This is a genomic window from Butyricicoccus intestinisimiae (genome assembly GCF_018918345.1).
Taxonomy (GTDB): domain Bacteria; phylum Bacillota; class Clostridia; order Oscillospirales; family Butyricicoccaceae; genus Butyricicoccus_A; species Butyricicoccus_A intestinisimiae.
On the sequence record NZ_JAHLQI010000002.1, the window covers coordinates 142,099 to 159,057 of the forward strand.

Consider the following 16,959-nt stretch of genomic DNA (forward strand, 5'->3'; position numbering starts at 1 on the left):
TTTCTCGGCGTTCACTCGGCGTTCGCTGCGCGTTCGCAACCGTTCGTTTTCGCGGTCAGAACGGGCATTTGAACGGTTTGGAACGGCAAAACCAGCCTTTTTTAACCATCATTCCATAGGGAAGGGGATACCTCTATGAACATACTCAAGAATATACTTCCGTTTGCTGCCCTGCTGGCGGCTGGGTGCTGCATGGCTGCCGTGCCCATCTCTGCCGGACTGGGCGCGGATATGCTCGCAGGCATCGGCATTCTGTTCCTGCTGTGCAATCCGTTCCGGCTGCTGCGCCGCCTGAGTGCCCGCCTGCGGGCTTGTATCGCTTGCATGGTGATTCTTATTCTGTGTGCGGTGCAATTGCCCGTGCTCGCGCTGTGTGTCCGCGTATACCTGATACTGACAGCGGTTTGCATTGCTGCTGTGTGCCGTGTCTGCTGGGCAGACTGGCGGGCGGCGGAGCTGGTCAAGCAGTCGCCGGAAGTAGACCGGATTCTCGAACACCTGTATTATCACGGGGAATTTGAAGCGCGGGACGCTTGGACACAATACGGCTGTCGGGAAACACGTTCTCTGCTTCGGCAGGCGGCGGGCGTAGAAGTCCCTGAGAGCCTGATAGCGTCAAGTTATATGCCCGTGTATTGTCTTGGGTATCTGCACGGCTGCAAGGGCGTAGAAGAGCTGTCAGAGCAGCTATCCCAGCTTGACGGCGTACAAGAACGCTTTGACAAGCTGCACGACAAAGCACAAGACATGCAGGACGGCTTGAACGAGCTGAACCAAGAAGTTTCTAAGCTGTATGCTGAGAATCAAAGTCTGTACACAGAGAATCGACAACTGGAAGCACGGGAAGCGGAATACCGGCAAGCACTGGCAGCTTCGGATGCCGTTATTCAGCAATTGCAGGAAGAACTAAGCCAGCTGGGGACAGCGCGGACAGTCTCCCCAGACTTGGAGACTCCGGAAGAAGCACCCGCCCCAAATCAGGGCAACCAAGACAGCGAAATCTTGCGGCTGTTTGAATCCGGCATGAGCTTGTCTCAGATTGGTAAGCAGTTCGGCATCTCGAAAACGTCCGCATACACCGCCAAGGAACGCGCCAAGAAAGCCCAAGCCCAACCAGCATAGCCACAAATGAAAAGCACCTCTGTTCCGGCTCTCCCGCCAGATACAGGGGTGTTTCTCGTTGTTCGCTCTCAGTTCACAGCCGTTTGCGGTACTGCTGCACAAGCCGTTTGCAATAGCTGCTCTGTACACCTTGTGCTCTCCCGATAGAATTCCATGATTCCCCTTTGCAGCGGGAAACCAAAATATCCCACACGCGCGGCGCATTCGGTCTCTCATCTTCCCAGCAATAGCCATAGAACGGGTGATATATGCGGTCGATGAGCTGCCATTCTCGCGCTTTCACCTCTCGTTCCAGTTCGTCCAGCGCGGCGATACGGTCAAAAACGCGGTCACTATGTCCGCCCTTCGTCCGCCCGCAAGAGATGCCGGAAGTTCCAAGCAATGACCGTTCTTTCAGCTCCCGCCAGCGTTTGCGCAAGCGTTCCAGCTCTTTGATGCCCTGCAAGACCTGTTCAAACTCTTCCGCCGTTACCATCGTGCCAGCCCTCTTCTTTCGTCCATGTCATGCCTTCCGCCCTGAGCTGCCGTTCCAGCTCTTCCGCGTGTCGGCACAAACTCATCGTCATAGTATGAAACAGCTGCTTGCATGTGCTGTCTGTCTCCAAGTGATAGTTTCCGTTTGTCCGTTCGATTTCCTCTTGCAGCTGCTCCCAGCGTTCTATCTTGCTGGGGATATGATTTTCTGCGATGCCGCGACAACGCACGCACCGCTTGGCTTCCCTGTAAAACTTCGGGTCATCGGTCAGTTCTCCAATGTACCGACACGCCGCGCCCAACAGCGTGATGAGATGCTCCCCGCTTGCCATGCCGTCAAGCAATCGCTGTTTTTCCTGCTGAGAAGTGAGGGCGTCACTTTTCCCCTCGCTGCGAATTTCAGAACTTTTTCTTAATTTAAGAGCCGGAAACGCATTGTTTTTATCCATTTTCAACACCTTTCAAAAATAAAGAAGTGAGGGAGTGAGGAGTGAGGTGTGTTTTGTAAACTTATATACTATATATATCACACACAATATACTCTATTCTTTCACGTTTATAGTATATTTCCCTCACTTCCCTTCACTTCCTGTTTCATGTTCCGTTTTCACGCCGTTTAGAAGCAAATCCTATGTTTTTCCGCACTGTTTTATTGCGAATTTGAGAAGTGAGGGGAAAAAATCCACCTCACTTTTTCTCATTTGCCTCACTTGTTTCATATGTCTCATCGAAAATGACCCGCCGTGCAGGGACAGTGTACCGGAAAGAGCCGTCCAGTCTCCGGTACCGTTTCGGTATGCTTGAGTCGCGAGTTTTCTCATAACCCATGTTTCGCAAGGCTTTTCCTATCGCTGATGTGTTCTTGATTTCCAGCATGAGCGCGATTTCTGACGGCGTGCGTTCCTGCCATGTATCAGGGTCAGAATCCCAGTCCAGCAAGTCGCGGACAATCTGTTCCTCTGTGAACACGCTGCGGAACTGCTCAGAATCTGTAATCACGTTTTGCAGTTCCTGTTGTGTGAGTCGGAAATCATTCGGATTTTCCCGATAAGCGTCATAGACTTCTGCCCAGAGCCGGTTTATATCCAACTGCTTCAGGCGGGAGAGATCAACGTCTACGATAGGCAGGACGACAAACCGCCGTCCCGCTTCTCGCAAAAAGTCCGGTTCATTGACCGTTCCAGCATAACAGGTCAGGCGCGGATAATCACATGCTGCTGCACTGTATGGTGCGCGGACACGGTCGGATTTGTTGGTCAGGAATGCCTTGAGCCGGTCAACGTCTTTCTTGCGGGTCGTTCCTTCCAGCTCGCCCAATTCGCAAATCCAACAGGATGTATTTTGCAATACGTCATCTTTATTTGATGGGTCCATGCTGCACCCTTCCAGAAAATACGGCTGCAGCTGTTTTGGGCTGCATAACTGCCGGAAGAACGAGGTTTTGCCCGCTCCCTGCTGCTTACTCTGCAAGACCAGAACGAAATCCGCGCCATATCTGCCGTGCTCGTTATGTGCCATAGCCACGCACTGCACCAGCCATTTAGAAAACAAATGGCAATATTGCTCTCGCTGGGCTTCCGTCACATCATTCCCGAATTGCAGGCAGGAAAATACATCCACTACGGTTTCGCCGCGCTGTTCCGGCAAGACATGATGGCGTTTGGATTGCTGCTGTAGATACTGCCGGACTGGGTTCACGCGGTGTGCGTCTGCCAGTGTTTTTATCCATTTCTGCACCTGTTTGTCATTGGTTCGGATGCCCTCACGCGTACAGCGGTCTTGCAGCTCCACACAGAATGCATCCACTGCGCCGTCCATGCTGAACCGCTCTTGAATGTCCGGCGGAAGCAGATAGACACGCCGGACAATATCTCGTTGTACAGGGATGCCCTGCATCCGGCATAGGGCTTCAAAGTTGGAATATGTAGCCTGTAAGCGCGGCTTTCCGTTCTTATCCATGGTAAAATCTGGATACGGGCACACGGGTTCTTGTTCCGGTGCCTGCGCCAGCAGTTCGGCTTGTTCCTCTTCTGTCAGGGCTTCGGTAATGTCAAAGTCGCTGCATTCGTTGTTCAATAGCGTTCACCTCATTTCTATGTGTCTGAAAAAACGCGGTCTTTTGTGCCCTGTCTCCGTTCAATTGGTCGAGACAGCAGCCGATATAGTCTTGCTTGTGCACGGCTTCCAAAAACCGCGGGTCAAGTTTTGTCAGGTCGTCCGGTGTTTGCGGGGCGTATTGCTCCCGCCAGCTGGACAAGATTCTGTAATAGGAACTCAGCGTCACCCATGCCCGCGTTTCCCAAGCGTCCAGTGCCTGTGTGAGGGCTTGCTTCTTGCGCCGCTGTTCGGCTGCCTGCCGCTGTTTCCTGCGCTCCTGTGGGGTCGCTGCGCGCCCAATGGTCAAGCCCAAGCCGTACCGGTTGTTCAGCTCTTTGGCTGCGTCTACGGGCGGGAGACCCAACAGCTTAGCGACAAGGTCGATTACATCCCCGTGCTCGCCGCACGTGAAGCATTGGAAGCCGTTGGGGTATAATTTCATGGATGGATGCCGGTCTGCGCCATGAAACGGACAGTGCACCATGCCGCCGCGCCCGAATCGAACGCCGTAATCCCGCGCCGCCTGTTCCAGCGGCACACGGGCGCGAATGTCTGAGAAAATGTCCGTGAAAACTCACCGTCCATTCCCCAGCTCACAGCGCAACGCGCCGGATGCCCTGCACGGTTTCCGGCTTCTGTTCCGGCTTCGGATAGTTTTCTGGACGCTCCAAAAAGTCCGTGAGCACATCCATATTGATATACACCCGATTCCCGCTATAAATGGCTGGCAGCTGTCCCGATTTGACCAGCCGCCGGATGGCAGAAGCAGAAACGGCAGTGCTTGGGTCAAGCTCTTTGAGAGCGGCATATGCGCCGTTAATGGTTCTCAGCTTCGGAATGCTCATGCTTCCACCGCCTTTGCGTCATCGTCCAGAATGTCCAATACATCCACGCCCAGCGCACGGGCAATCTTGCCGACCGTTGCAGGGCTGGCACTGTTCCGGCACAAAGCAGAATGCAGCGTGCTTCTGGAAATGCCGGAACGCTCCAAAACATCCGCGGTATTCAGGCAGGCACGAGCACATGCCAGCGTATATTTTTCTTTATTCATTTTCATTTTGCATCACCTCATTTTTCATTCATTTGAACTCTATATTTTAAATTATAGTTCACTTGCAAAATATTGTCAACGTTTTTTCGTTCATTTTCACGTTTCTTATTGACATTTGCATGAATTTGCGTTTTAATAACAATAGGATAGCAGGAAGGATGAAAAATATATGGACACAGAGAAGGTATACCAGTTATTGCGGCAATTTATCAAAGCCGCGGGGCTGAACAATAAGAAATTCGCAGAGCTTGCAGGCATTAACCCAAACACATTTCAAACCATGGTAAACCGGAAGAGCGTCCCGAAAGCGGATGTTATCAGCAAAATAAACCGCACTATGGACGAACTCACACAGCAAGCAGAGGGTGAAAAAGCTGATACGCTGCTCGATATTTACGGAAGATTTACCAAGGAAACCCTTGGTACAGTACCAGAGAATGTTATGAAAGCTAGGTTTTCTAACCTTGGGCGAAAAATCAATCTGCAGCTGTTTGCAGAACCAATAAACGAGCTTGCGTCAAGCATTCACACGACCAGTAAAACGATGCTTCGTTCGCTCATCTTGGACGCACTGGACGAACTCAACGAAGAAGGACAGGCAGAAGCACTCAAACGCATAGAAGAACTGGCATTCGTGCCAAAATATCAAAAAAGGGACGGTGAATAGCCTTGCCAACAGTGAGAAAGCGCGGCAAATCGTATCTATTAAAGGCATATGAGGGATATACTGCGGACGGGAAACAAATCGTTCACACCAGAACATGGAACCCGCCCGCCGGAATGTCACCCACCAAAGCCCGCAAAGAAGCCATGAAAGCCGCTGTTTTGTTTGAACAGCAAATACAAACCGGACTTGTGCTCTCCTCTTCGGTCAAATTTGAAGAATTTGCCCAGCGTTTTTTTCTCGACTACGGCAATACCAATCTGAGACCGCGCACGCTGCATGGATACAAGCAGCTGATGCCGCGCATCAATGCCGCAATCGGTCACATTCGCATAGACAAGCTCAAGCCCGCCCACTTAACCGCTTTCTATAAGCAGCTGGCAGCGGCAGGCGTGCGGGCAGATGGTAAAGCTGTTCCGTGTGCAGATATTCGCCAGCTTGCCAAAGCCGCCGGATTCACACAAAAGCATTTGGCTGCGTGTTCCGGTCTTGGTGTCGGCACGCTGCGAGAAGCCTATAACGGGCGGGCGATTGCCCAAGAAAGCGCGGAACGGCTGAGCAAAGCCCTTGATATACCAGTAAATCAGCTATTTACTTGTCCGCAAAGTACAAAAGCTCTCAGCCCGACAACCATTCGGAAGTATCACAGCGTGATTTCTTCTATCTTGACGAAAGCCGTCAAATGGCAAGTCATTGTCAGCAATCCGGCAGAACGAGCAGAGCTTCCTAAGCCAGAGCCAAAAGAAGCGGTTTATCTGGATGAGGTGCAAACCGCCCATCTGCTGCAGCTCATGGAGCAGGAAACCGAAGTGCACCGCGTCATGGTCTCTCTGTTGATTTTCACCGGAATGCGCCGTGCGGAATTGTGCGGTCTGGAATGGTCAGATATTGATTTTGAACATGCCTTGATTCATATTCGGAGAACCTCTCAATACATTCCCAAGCAAGGCATTATTGAGGATTTGACCAAGAATACCAGTTCTCAACGTGCTGTTGCGGTATCGGCTTCTGTCTTGTCCACATTGCGGATATACAAAGCGCATCAGGCAGAACAACGGCTCAAGCTGGGCACGGCATGGAATCCGGCATGGGCAGAGCATCCGCGCTTGTTCACGCAGGCGGACGGCTTACCCATCAATCCCGACAGTGTAACCAAATGGTTCCACAGCTTCATTGCTCGTTCCGACCTCCCGCCGATTCACATTCACAGCTTGCGGCACACAAACGCCACACTGCAAATTGCTGGCGGTGTTCCCCTAACCACAGTCGCAGACCGCTTAGGACATGCCACACCTGCCACAACAACCAAGGTATACAGCCACGCCATTCAAAGCGCAAACGCGGCAGCAGCGGACACATTGGAGCGAATGCTGCACGCCAAGCAGGCATAGAAAAAAGAGCACACAGCCCGAATGATTCTCGGTGTTGCGTGCTCTTGATTTTTGCTCGGTAAACGGCAGTTTTTAAAGGCAATAAGGGACAAATAAGGGACAAAGCCGACAGTTTCTAAAATATAGTTTCTCTGAAAATACAAAAAACCGCCCACTTCTTACGAAACAGGCGGTTTCAGATGGAGCTAATGGTCGGATTTGAACCGACGACCTGCTCATTACGAGTGAGCTGCTCTACCCCTGAGCCACATTAGCATCTGTATTGTATTTTAGCACAGCATACAGCCGTGCGTCAAGATAAATTTTTAAAATATTTTTTGTTTTTTTTGGAATCAACCCTTGACAAACCCGCAAAAAGCGTTATACTGGTAAAGTATCCTTGCTCACACAAAGGTGTGGGCCAAAGGCCAGAAGGAGGTGCTTAAATTGGCAAAGGTAAATGGTAAGTACGAAACAATTTTCATTGTCAACCCGAATCTTGGTGAGGAAGCAATCACCGCTATCGTGGAAAAGTTCAAGGCTCTGATCGCTGACAACGGTACTGTTGTATCTGTTGATGACTGGGGCAAGCGTAGAATGGCATATGAGATCAACGACCTGCGTGAGGGCTATTACACCCTGATCGAGTTCGAGTCTCTGCCGTCTTTCCCGGCTGAGCTGGATCGTGTTTACAAGATCACCGATGGCGTTATGCGTTCCATCATCGTTTGCAAAGACTAAGGATTGGTGACAGAATATGCTGAATAAGGCAATTCTTATGGGTCGCCTTACCCGCGATCCGGAGCTTCGCTACACACAGAGCAATATTCCGGTTGTCACGTTCTCTATCGCTGTTGATCGCAATTACAGCAACAATGGCGGAGAGCGTCAGACGGATTTTATTGACATTGTCGCTTGGAGACGCACCGCAGAATTTGTTTCGCAGTGGTTCACCAAGGGTCAGATGATTGTTGTAGTAGGCAGCATCCAGTCCAGACGCTGGCAAGACAAGAACGGCAACAACCGCACATCAATCGAAGTTGTCGCAGACGAGGTACAGTTTGGCGAGTCCAAGCGTTCCCGTGAGAGCGGCGGAAGCTATCCGAACAACAATGGTGGCTACCCGCAGAACGGCGGATATCAGAATCCGAATCCGTATGCTGCTCCGCAGCAGTCCGCTCCTGCACCAAGCTTTGATATGCCGGCAGGCAATTCGGATTTTGCTGAAATTTCCGATGATGACGGCGAAGTTCCGTTTTGATTATCGAACAAGGAGGTTATGACAATGGCTGAAGAAAAAAGAGAATATCGCCCCAATCGCGGCGGCCGTCGCCGCAGAAAGGTTTGCTCTTTCTGTGTAGATAAGGTTGAGGCTATTGATTATAAGGACGTAGCAAAGCTGAAGAGATACATGTCTGAGCGTGGCAAGATCCTGCCGCGCCGTATGACTGGTACCTGTGCCCTGCATCAGCGTCAGCTGACCGAGGCTATCAAGCGTGCTCGTCACATCGCTCTGCTGCCGTATACTGCAGAGTAATTTCAATCCCCTATTATATCAGGATACCATCAAAGAACACATCATGCGATGTGTTCTTTTTTGTTGTGCGCAGCGGGCTTTTGCCTTACGCACAATCCAAACTTGTCTCTCCCTCTGGGAGAGATGTCGCGCAGCGACAGAGAGGGCTGATACCAGCTAACGCACCTTTTCAAATTTGCCCTGATTCGAATTTGCCAGCTTTTTGCCCTCTCAGTCATTTGCTTCGCAAATGCCAACTCTCCCAAAGGGAGAGCCGAGAAGCCGGTGCGGACTGCACACATGCCGCATCAGGTGAACTCTTGCGCAGACCTGCCCGCGTGTTGCTCCTTCCGTCACGGCTTGCGCCGTGCCACCTTCCTCAGGGAGGAAGGCTTTGGGTTTCCGCGCAGCCCAAACTTGTCTCTCCCCTTGGGAGAGATGTCGCGCAGCGACAGAGATGGCAGGAATCAGCTGACATGGCTTTTCAAATTTTCTCTGACACGAACTTGTCTGCGTGCTGCCCTCTCAGTCATTTGCTGGCGCAAATGCCAGCTCTCCCAAAGGGAGAGCCGAGAAGCCAGTGCGGACTGCACACATGCCGCATCAGGCAAACTCTTGCGCAGACCTGCCCGCGTGTTGCTCCTTCCGTCACGGCTTGCGCCGTGCCACCTTCCTCAGGGAGGAAGGCTTTGGGTTTCCGCGCAGCGACAGAGAGGGCTTATACTGCTTCATGCCTCCGGCTGCCTTGCCGTCAGTCCGACGAGCCAGAACACGGTGAGGAACACTGCCGCGATGAGCGCGGAAAGCGTCATGCCGCTGTAGCCCATGAAATACTGCACGGCGGCAGTGAGCGCAACAAATGCAATGCAAAAGCCGACCGCTTTGCTGCGTGCAAAGCTATAAGAAATCCAGCGCGCCGCCATGGCACCGATGACCGCAGAGACAACCGCCGCCGGCTGCCAGGAAACCTTCATTATCAGCAAGGTGAAGCAAATACTGTCTGCCAGCAGAAAGGAAACCCATCCGAAAATGCCTGCCAAGATGGCGTTTCGTGTGCTGATTTTTTTCATACCAAAACAGCTCCTGTCTTTTTTGTACAAATTGTACAGAATCAATGTAACTAGTATACCATAATCAAGGAATACATACAATGCAAAAAAACTCTGCGGGACAGCACCGGTATCATGCAGAATTTCTTGTGCCGCTGAGGAGTAAAAAAATTGTGTATTTTTTGTGATTCGCTGCCCTTTGACAAACCAAATGTGCTATACTAAGTTAGAGGAAACTTATGTTACAGAAGGAGTGGTATCAGCTCTATGAATTATCCATGGTTGGGCTGTGCGGCTGCCGTGGCACTGAGTGTGTGCCTGATGGGTGCACCGCAGGCACAAGCGGTTGACCTGAAACAAACATCGGAAACCGCCAAAACCGTGATTTCCGCAGCGGATCGGGCTGCTCTCTTGCCGGACAGCATGAACGGACAGCAGGCAGCTGCGTCTATCACCAAAGAACAGATGTGTTCTCTGTCAGTGCGGCTGTATGCCTCACTGACAGACACTGCGTATACCGATTTGATGAGCCGTGACAGTGCAAAGCGCAGTGTGTGCCCATTTACCGACACAAACAGTGCCGATGTACAAGAGGCATGGCTGCTCAATTTGACGCAGGAGGAAACCGGTACCTTTGCGCCGCGGGAGCTTGCCAATCGTCAGCAGCTGCTAGCCATGCTGTATCAGGCGGTGCGAACAGCGGACAGCGGTACAGAGTTATCAGAAAATGAGATTGCAGAAGCACTGTATTCGTATACAGACGGCGCGTATGTGCCGGACTGGGCACGGGAAGGCACAGCTTATTTTGTGCGGCAGGGCTTGACAGGCGGCATTGGTGACAATCTGCTCGGCATTGGCGAACCGATTTCGGCAGAACAGGCATCTATTTTGACGTATCGCGCGGCGGCAGCAGTACATACCGGACGCGGCGCAAACAGCACGACAGGAGATGTCAGCACGATTGCTATGCATTCCGGCACACAGGCAGTGAGCTGGACAGGCAGCGGTGCGGATTATTATTTGCTGTATTTTTATCAAAATAATGACTTTTCACAAAAGCCGGTATATGTCGAGCAGACCGCTTCGACAGGCAGCGGCGCACAGGAATATGCCTTGCCGGAGGAAATTCAAAATCAGCCGGGCATTTGGTATTGGTCGGTAGACGGCTTTGACTGTGAGGGCAAGCTGCTCGCCTCTGCACAGAGCACGGCACAGCTGACAGTCACGGCGGATGCTGCACAGCCGGAAACCTCTCTGCTCATGCCGGAGACACGGACATATACGTATACCGTTCCGGCACAGGGTTTTGCATCTGAGGACACGACAGGGACACAGACCGATGAAACTGTCATTTCATCCACAATTCCGGCAGGTATGACGTATGCCGGTGAGAGCTACAGCGATAAAGTGATGCGTATTTTCGGCGCAGGTGCCAGCTATCACAAATATGCAAGTGCTTCAGAAGCAAAGAAGCATCAGGTAGAAATTGCCGTACAGGTCTGGGATTTTGACAGCAACGGCAACAAGGTCACGCGCACCAAGTATTTACAGGTACATGAAGCGCTGGCAAGCTCGGTGCAGCAGATTTTTGCGGAAATCTATGCGGGCAAGGAACGATTCCCAATTCATACACTGGGCGGATACAATTGGCGCGGCGATGGTTCTTCGTCTGAGCATTGTCTGGGCACAGCGATTGACATCAACTGGGAAGAAAATTATATGTGCACCAAGTCCGGCGCACCGCTGACCGGTTCATATTGGAAGCCGGGAGAGGATGCGTATTCCATTCCGGCAAACGGCGAAGTGGTTCGCATCTTTGCCAAATACGGCTTTGGCTGGGGCGGTACGTGGAACAGCAAAAAGGACTATATGCATTTCTCGTATTTTGGAACGTAATATGATAGCAGAAAGCAAAAAAACAGCTCCCTTTTCGGGGAGCTGTTTTGGCGAAATCTGCAATTTTTTTGTGCCTGTTTACAGATTGTGATACATAAAGGTCACAATCTGTGCACGAGTGCATGCCTTGGTCGGGCTGAATGTCGTCTTGGATGTGCCGCTGGTCACGCCCTTCTTGACTGCCCACTGAACAGCCTTATAATACCAATCCGAGCTCTTGACATCCTTGAACGGATTGCTGGCGGATACAGACGGCTTGCCTGCCTGATTCCACAGGAACGTAACGATTTCTGCACGGTTGCATGTCTTGCTCGGGCTGAATGTCGTCTTGGATGTACCGTTGGTAATGCCCTTGGATACTGCCCACTGAACAGCATTGTAATACCAATCCGAGCTCTTGACATCCTTGAAGCTATTCTTTCTCGAAACAACCGGCTTGCCTGCCTGATTCCACAGGAACATCACTGCCTGTGCACGGGTACAGGTCTGATTCGGTGCAAACTTGGTTTCGCTGACACCGGCAGTAATATTGTTGGATACTGCCCACATAACCGGCTCATAGAACCAATCATTCTCGGAAACATCCGTGAATTTGACGGTTGTGCTTGGCTTTTCCGTTGTGGTATATGCCTTGCTGATATAGCCGTCCTGATTGTTGTACTTGATAAGATACCAGCCGTTGATCTCATCCAGTGTTTTTACTGCTGTGCCCTTTTTGAGCACACCCAGTACGGTCGAGGTGTTGTCCGGCTTTGCACGAACGCGCAGATCTTCCTTGGTGTACACAGTCAGTACCGGTGACGGAGACGGCTGCGGTGTAGACGGGTCGGTTTCTGTCGTATATTTTGCGCTGATGTAGCCGGTTTTGCCCTCATACTTGATTTCATACCAGCCGTCTTTCAGACCATACGTCTCTACCTTGGTGCCCTTTTTGAGCGTGCCAAGTACCTTTGCACTGTTGTTCGGCTGTGCGCGAACCTTCAAATTCTCCGTGGTGTACACGGTCTTGGTTTCCGGTGTCGGGGTCGGTGTCGGTGTCGACGGGTCGGTTTCTGTCGTATACTTTGCGCTGATGTAACCGGTCTTGCCCTCGTACTTGATTTCATACCAGCCGTCTTTCAGACCGTAGGTTTCTACCTTGGTGCCCTTTTTGAGCGTGCCAAGTACCTCTGCACTGGTGTTCGGCTGTGCGCGAACCTTCAAATTCTCCGTGGTGTACACGGTCTTGGTTTCCGGTGTCGGGGTCGGTGTCGGTGTCGACGGGTCGGTTTCTGTCGTATATTTTGCGCTGATGTAACCGGTCTGTCCGTTAAATGTGATGGTGTACCAGCCATACTTTTCCTCGGTGACAACGACAGCGGTATCCTTTTTCAGCGTGCCCAGCACCTTGGACGAAGCATCCGGCTGTTCATGCACATTGAGGTCGGTTTTGACATATACGGTCTTGGAAGCCGCCACATTTTGGCTCTGTGCACCGGCAACCGCCGCCGGTGCAGCTGTATTCGGATTCTGTGCCGGTTCTGCGGCGAATGCTCCGCCGGAGCACAGCAGGCAGGCGGATGCGCCAAGTGCCAGCACTCTTTTCTTTATATTTCTATCCATATCAATCGCTCCTTCTAAACAAATCTGTCTGTTTTCTTTGCCTAGAATCATAGCACCATCGGGTGACAAATGCAAGAGATTTTGATATATTTTTATATCTTCTTAAGAACTGTCATTGTTCTGTTATTTTCGTTATCATTCTGTCATTTTTACAAAAAAAGTCAACAGCCGCTCTGTCTCCAGAGCGGCTGTTGTTTTATTCCGATTTAATCCTCTTTGTAGCTCCACTGGGTGCCCTGACGGGTATCCTTGATGACAATGCCCTTCTCGTTGAGCAGGTAATCGCGGATGCGGTCGGCCTCTGCGAAGTTCTTTGCCTTCTTGGCAGCGGCGCGCTGTGCAATCAGCTCCTCTACCTCGCTGTCAATGTCCTTCTTTTCCAGATGGTCAACCAGACCGAGCACGCCGCACAGCTCCATCATCAGATCGAAACAAGCCTGTACAAAGGCGTGGGTGCAAGCCGGATCCTTGACCTCGGTGTTGATTTCGCGAACCAGCTCGAAAATCGCAGCCAGTGCATCTGCGGTGTTCAGGTCGTCGTCCATCGCGTCCATGAACTTCTGGCGGTACTGCTGCAAATGCTGTACCTTTGCCTGCTCGTCAGCGGTCATCGTGTCGCCGGTCTGATGGTCAAGCAGGAACTGGAGGTTCTCCGCTGCGGTGTACAGACGAGTCAGCGCGTTCTTTGCCATAATCAGCGACTCCTCGGAGTAGTTGATCGGGCTGCGGTAGTGACCGGACAGCATGAACATGCGGATGGTCTCATAGCCGTATACCTTGGCGGCATCGCGCACCATAAAGAAATTGCCCTTGGACTTGGACATCTTCTCGTTGTCGATGGTCAGGAAGCCGTTGTGCAGCCAATAATTGGCAAATGTGCAGCCGTTTGCGCACTCAGACTGTGCAATCTCATTTTCATGATGCGGGAAAATCAGATCCTTGCCGCCGGAGTGAATGTCAATGGTCTTGCCCAGATACTTGTTGACCATTGCGGAGCACTCGATATGCCAGCCTGGACGGCCCTTGCTGCCCCATGGCGTATCCCAGCTCGGCTCGCCCGGCTTGGCTGCCTTCCAGATGGCAAAGTCCATCGGGTCTTCCTTCTGCTCGCCGACACTGATGCGGGCACCTGCCTGCAGCTCGTCCAGCGGCTGATGCGACAGCTTGCCATATTCCGGAAAGCTCTTGGTGCGGAAATACACGTCGCCGTTTGCTGCGACATAGGCATGACCGTTGTCAATCAGCGTCTTGACGATGTCAATAATCGCGTCCATGGTCTCGGTTGCGCGCGGATGCACGGTAGCCGGATGAATGCCCAGACCCTTGGCATCGACAAAGTATTCCTTGATGTAGCGGTCAGCGATGACGTCATAGGTCACGCCTTCCTCATTTGCCTTCTTGATAACTTTGTCGTCAATATCCGTAAAGTTCTGCACGAACTTGACGTCATAGCCGCGGTACTCAAAATAGCGGCGCAGCGTATCAAAAATAATGAACGGGCGCGCGTTGCCGATGTGGAAATAGTTGTACACAGTCGGGCCGCAGGAGTACATCTTGACCTTGCCCGGCTCCAGCGGGACAAACTCTTCCTTTTTGCGCGTCATCGAGTTATACAGTTTCATAATAGCATCCTTCCCCTTTAATTTTTTGGTTTGGTTGCACCCTCCGCAACCAGATTCCAGTTGCGGTGCAGGTAATCATAGCCGGAATACAGCGTAATTGCCATCATAACCCAGCCGCACAGCGAAATGAGAAACGCATCGTGCAGGCTCTGTGCGCCCGTGACAATGGTGCACAGGAAAATGAGAATCACGCCTGCAATCTGTACGCAGGTCTTTACCTTGCCCGACCATGCGGCAGCCATTGCGGTGCCCTTCATCGCGGCAATCGTGCGCAGCGAGGTGATGATAAATTCACGGGCGAGAATGATAAATACCATCCAGCCTGCCATCAGACCGCGGTCAATGAAAATGACCATTGCCGCACAAATGAGCAGCTTGTCCGCGAGCGGATCGACAAATTTGCCAAAATCCGTCACCTGATGATATTTGCGTGCCACATAGCCGTCAAGAAAGTCGGTAAAGCTGCACACGCAGAACAGCACCAGCGCGATGACATCACAGGTCATTCCGCCAATCGTCGCAAAGATGACGAAAAACGGAATCAGCGCAATGCGCGCCAACGTAATCTTATTCGCAAGTGTCATAACTTGTCCCATCCTTATTTCAATTTGCGGAAAGTGTCCGCAAAAATTATTATACGGTCTCTGTCCGAACGTGTCAACCGTTATTGTGCGCGCTCCGTGCTGCCGGTGAGGTCTGCGCCCTGCGCACCGGTGATGCGCACCGGCACAAAGTCGCCCTCCTCAACGGAGAACGTGCTGTCAAACAGCACACGGGCATCAATGTCCTGCGAATCGGCATAGCTTCTGCCGTAGTACAGACCGGTCTCCCCGTCCCAGCCCTCGCACAGCACGTCGAGCAGCTGTCCCTGCATGCGCGCGGCGAACTGGTCGAGCACATCCGACTGCAATTCTTCAATAATCATGCGGCGCTCGTTTTTCAGCTCCTCATCAATCTGATCCGGCATCTCGGCAGCCTCGCTGCCCTCCTCCGGCGAATAGCAGAACACGCCTGCGCGTTCAATCTGCATCTCGCGCAGGAAGTCGCACAGCTCCTCAAATTCCTCGTCGGTTTCACCCGGCAGGCCGACAATCAGGCTGGTGCGCAGCACAAGCCCCGGAATTTCGCGGCGCAGCTTGTGAAACAGCTCACGCAAAAACTGTGCATCGCCGCGTCTGTGCATGGCGCGCAGAATGCGGTTGTTGACGTGCTGAATCGGAATGTCCAGATACTTGACAATTTTCGGCTCCTGTGCAATCGTCTCAATCATATCATCCGTGATTTCATCCGGATACAGATAGTGCAGGCGCACCCAAGTGAAATCCATCTTACATAGCTCATGCAGCAGCTCGGACAGCTTGTGTTCGTGATACAAGTCCATGCCGTAGCGCGTGATGTCCTGTGCGACAATAATCAGCTCGCGCACACCGGCATCTGCCAGCGCCTGTGCCTCCTTGAGCACGTCCTCCATCGCGCGGGAGCGGAACTTGCCGCGCAGCGACGGAATCACGCAGTACGCACAGTGATTGTCACAGCCCTCCGCGATTTTCAGGTACGCGGAATAGCCCGGCGTCAGCAAAATGCGGCCGCCCTCCATCTCCGCCTCGTTGATTTGACCAAAGTTCTGATATACCGTACCCGGCGCCTGCATGACGGCGCGCACGGCATCGACAATGTTGGTATAGCTGCCTGTGCCGAGCACGGCGTCAATTTCCGGCAGCTCCTCGACAATTTCCTTCGGATAGCGCTGCACCAGACATCCGGTCACAATCAGAGCTTTCAGCGAACCGGTCTGCTTGAGCTGTGCCGTCTCCAAAATCGTATTGATGGCCTCCTGCTTGGCGGACTCGATAAAGCCGCAGGTGTTGACAACGGCGACATCCGCCTCCGCCACATCATCCACGATGGTCACACCGGCATCCGCCAGCTGTGCCAGCATGTGCTCGCCGTCCACGAGATTTTTCGCACAGCCCAGCGAGATCATACCCAATTTAATCGACATAAAATTCTTCTTCCTCCTGCTGTTGTTGCAATTCGGCGCGGTAGTTGTCCATGGCGATTTTGATTTCGGAAAACGTAAATCCGCGGCGCTGCAATGCCGCCATCGCCTTTTCGCGCTCTTTTCTGTCCGAGACATCGCCGCGCAGCTTTTTTTCCAGCAGCGCGTGCATTTTTCCCCAATTCGGCTCCATGTGCCGGAGCTGCTGCGCCGCCGTGTCCTTGGGCACGCCGCGCTGATACAGCTCCTGCCGGATGCGCAGCGCGCCGTAGCCCTTGTTTCGATACGAGCGAATGAGCATTTCGGCATACGCCTCGTCGTCAATCGCGCGCAGCAGGCGCATGCGCTGCACCGCATAGTCTGCGGCCTCCGGCGCGAAGCCCTTGTCCAATAGTTTTTTTTCCAGCATCGCCGCAGACAACGGGCGGCGGCTGAGCATCCCAGCCGCCGCGACCTCTGCATCCCGATACTGTTGTTCGTCACACATCGCCGGCATA

General features: G+C 52.4%; 19 protein-coding genes and 1 tRNA gene. 7 read left to right on the plus strand and 13 right to left on the minus strand.

Annotated features, from left to right (window positions below; translation table 11 throughout):
* The first annotated feature begins 135 nt into the window (after positions 1-135).
* Positions 136-1,122, plus strand: coding sequence for a hypothetical protein (locus KQI75_RS04030; RefSeq protein ID WP_216469454.1), 987 nt, complete (start codon positions 136-138; stop codon positions 1,120-1,122).
* A 73-nt stretch (positions 1,123-1,195) separates the two neighbouring features.
* On the opposite strand, the gene KQI75_RS04035 is transcribed toward KQI75_RS04030, so the two are convergent.
* From KQI75_RS04035 to KQI75_RS04060, 6 genes are all read right to left on the minus strand, one after another.
* A complete protein-coding gene (locus tag KQI75_RS04035; RefSeq protein ID WP_216469455.1) occupies positions 1,196-1,597 on the minus strand; it encodes a hypothetical protein in 402 nt (133 codons plus the stop codon).
* A complete protein-coding gene (locus KQI75_RS04040; RefSeq protein WP_216469456.1) occupies positions 1,575-2,045 on the minus strand; it encodes a hypothetical protein in 471 nt (156 codons plus the stop codon). The genes KQI75_RS04035 and KQI75_RS04040 overlap by 23 nt, the downstream gene beginning before the upstream one ends.
* A 238-nt stretch (positions 2,046-2,283) precedes the next feature.
* A complete protein-coding gene (locus tag KQI75_RS04045; protein ID WP_216469457.1) occupies positions 2,284-3,672 on the minus strand; it encodes a virulence-associated E family protein in 1,389 nt (462 codons plus the stop codon).
* Positions 3,647-4,255, minus strand: coding sequence for a CHC2 zinc finger domain-containing protein (locus KQI75_RS04050; RefSeq protein WP_330655514.1), 609 nt, complete (start codon positions 4,253-4,255; stop codon positions 3,647-3,649). Before KQI75_RS04050 ends, KQI75_RS04045 begins: the two co-directional genes overlap by 26 nt.
* A 31-nt stretch (positions 4,256-4,286) precedes the next feature.
* Entirely contained in the window at positions 4,287-4,538 is a 252-nt protein-coding gene (locus KQI75_RS04055) for a helix-turn-helix domain-containing protein (RefSeq protein ID WP_216469459.1), read from the minus strand.
* On the minus strand, positions 4,535-4,750 hold the full coding sequence (locus KQI75_RS04060; protein ID WP_216469460.1) for a hypothetical protein: 216 nt from the start codon (positions 4,748-4,750) through the stop codon (positions 4,535-4,537). The genes KQI75_RS04055 and KQI75_RS04060 overlap by 4 nt, the downstream gene beginning before the upstream one ends.
* Before the next feature lie 163 nt (positions 4,751-4,913).
* Here KQI75_RS04060 and KQI75_RS04065 point away from each other — a divergent pair, with 163 nt between their 5' ends.
* Both KQI75_RS04065 and KQI75_RS04070 read left to right on the plus strand, forming a co-directional pair.
* Positions 4,914-5,411 (plus strand): helix-turn-helix domain-containing protein, encoded by a 498-nt coding sequence (locus tag KQI75_RS04065; RefSeq protein ID WP_216469461.1) that lies wholly within the window; start codon positions 4,914-4,916, stop codon positions 5,409-5,411.
* 11 nt (positions 5,412-5,422) lie between these two features.
* Positions 5,423-6,799, plus strand: a complete 1,377-nt coding sequence (locus KQI75_RS04070; protein ID WP_330655515.1) for a tyrosine-type recombinase/integrase — start codon at positions 5,423-5,425, stop codon at positions 6,797-6,799.
* Between the two features lie 180 nt (positions 6,800-6,979).
* On the opposite strand, the gene KQI75_RS04075 is transcribed toward KQI75_RS04070, so the two are convergent.
* Positions 6,980-7,054: transfer RNA gene (locus KQI75_RS04075), tRNA-Thr, on the minus strand.
* Positions 7,055-7,225: 171 nt separating this feature from the next.
* Here KQI75_RS04075 and rpsF point away from each other — a divergent pair.
* The 3 genes from rpsF to rpsR are packed head-to-tail and all read left to right on the plus strand — an operon-like array spanning position 7,226 to position 8,315.
* Positions 7,226-7,519 (plus strand): 30S ribosomal protein S6, encoded by a 294-nt coding sequence (gene rpsF / locus KQI75_RS04080; protein WP_216469463.1) that lies wholly within the window; start codon positions 7,226-7,228, stop codon positions 7,517-7,519.
* 16 nt (positions 7,520-7,535) lie between these two features.
* Positions 7,536-8,039 carry a single-stranded DNA-binding protein gene (locus tag KQI75_RS04085; protein WP_216469464.1) on the plus strand — a complete coding sequence of 168 codons (504 nt, stop codon included), beginning with the start codon at positions 7,536-7,538 and terminating at the stop codon, positions 8,037-8,039.
* Between the two features lie 24 nt (positions 8,040-8,063).
* Complete coding sequence (gene rpsR / locus KQI75_RS04090; RefSeq protein WP_087018745.1) at positions 8,064-8,315, plus strand: 30S ribosomal protein S18; 252 nt, start codon at positions 8,064-8,066, stop codon at positions 8,313-8,315.
* A gap of 707 nt (positions 8,316-9,022) precedes the next feature.
* On the opposite strand, the gene KQI75_RS04095 is transcribed toward rpsR, so the two are convergent.
* Positions 9,023-9,364, minus strand: a complete 342-nt coding sequence (locus KQI75_RS04095; RefSeq protein ID WP_216469465.1) for a hypothetical protein — start codon at positions 9,362-9,364, stop codon at positions 9,023-9,025.
* 246 nt (positions 9,365-9,610) lie between these two features.
* On the opposite strand from KQI75_RS04095, the gene KQI75_RS04100 reads away from it, so the two are divergent.
* Complete coding sequence (locus KQI75_RS04100; protein WP_216469466.1) at positions 9,611-11,239, plus strand: M15 family metallopeptidase; 1,629 nt, start codon at positions 9,611-9,613, stop codon at positions 11,237-11,239.
* A gap of 78 nt (positions 11,240-11,317) precedes the next feature.
* Here the strand turns inward: KQI75_RS04100 and KQI75_RS04105 are convergent, their stop codons facing one another.
* The 5 genes from KQI75_RS04105 to KQI75_RS04125 form a co-directional block, all read right to left on the minus strand.
* A complete protein-coding gene (locus tag KQI75_RS04105; protein WP_216469467.1) occupies positions 11,318-12,841 on the minus strand; it encodes an SH3 domain-containing protein in 1,524 nt (507 codons plus the stop codon).
* A gap of 206 nt (positions 12,842-13,047) precedes the next feature.
* Complete coding sequence (gene cysS / locus KQI75_RS04110) at positions 13,048-14,463, minus strand: cysteine--tRNA ligase (RefSeq protein WP_216469468.1); 1,416 nt, start codon at positions 14,461-14,463, stop codon at positions 13,048-13,050.
* Between the two features lie 17 nt (positions 14,464-14,480).
* A complete protein-coding gene (pgsA, locus tag KQI75_RS04115; RefSeq protein WP_216469469.1) occupies positions 14,481-15,047 on the minus strand; it encodes a CDP-diacylglycerol--glycerol-3-phosphate 3-phosphatidyltransferase in 567 nt (188 codons plus the stop codon).
* Between the two features lie 80 nt (positions 15,048-15,127).
* Positions 15,128-16,465 (minus strand): 30S ribosomal protein S12 methylthiotransferase RimO, encoded by a 1,338-nt coding sequence (gene rimO, locus KQI75_RS04120; protein ID WP_216469470.1) that lies wholly within the window; start codon positions 16,463-16,465, stop codon positions 15,128-15,130.
* Entirely contained in the window at positions 16,455-16,958 is a 504-nt protein-coding gene (locus tag KQI75_RS04125; protein ID WP_216469471.1) for a regulatory protein RecX, read from the minus strand. The genes rimO and KQI75_RS04125 overlap by 11 nt, the downstream gene beginning before the upstream one ends.
* Position 16,959 lies beyond the last annotated feature (1 nt).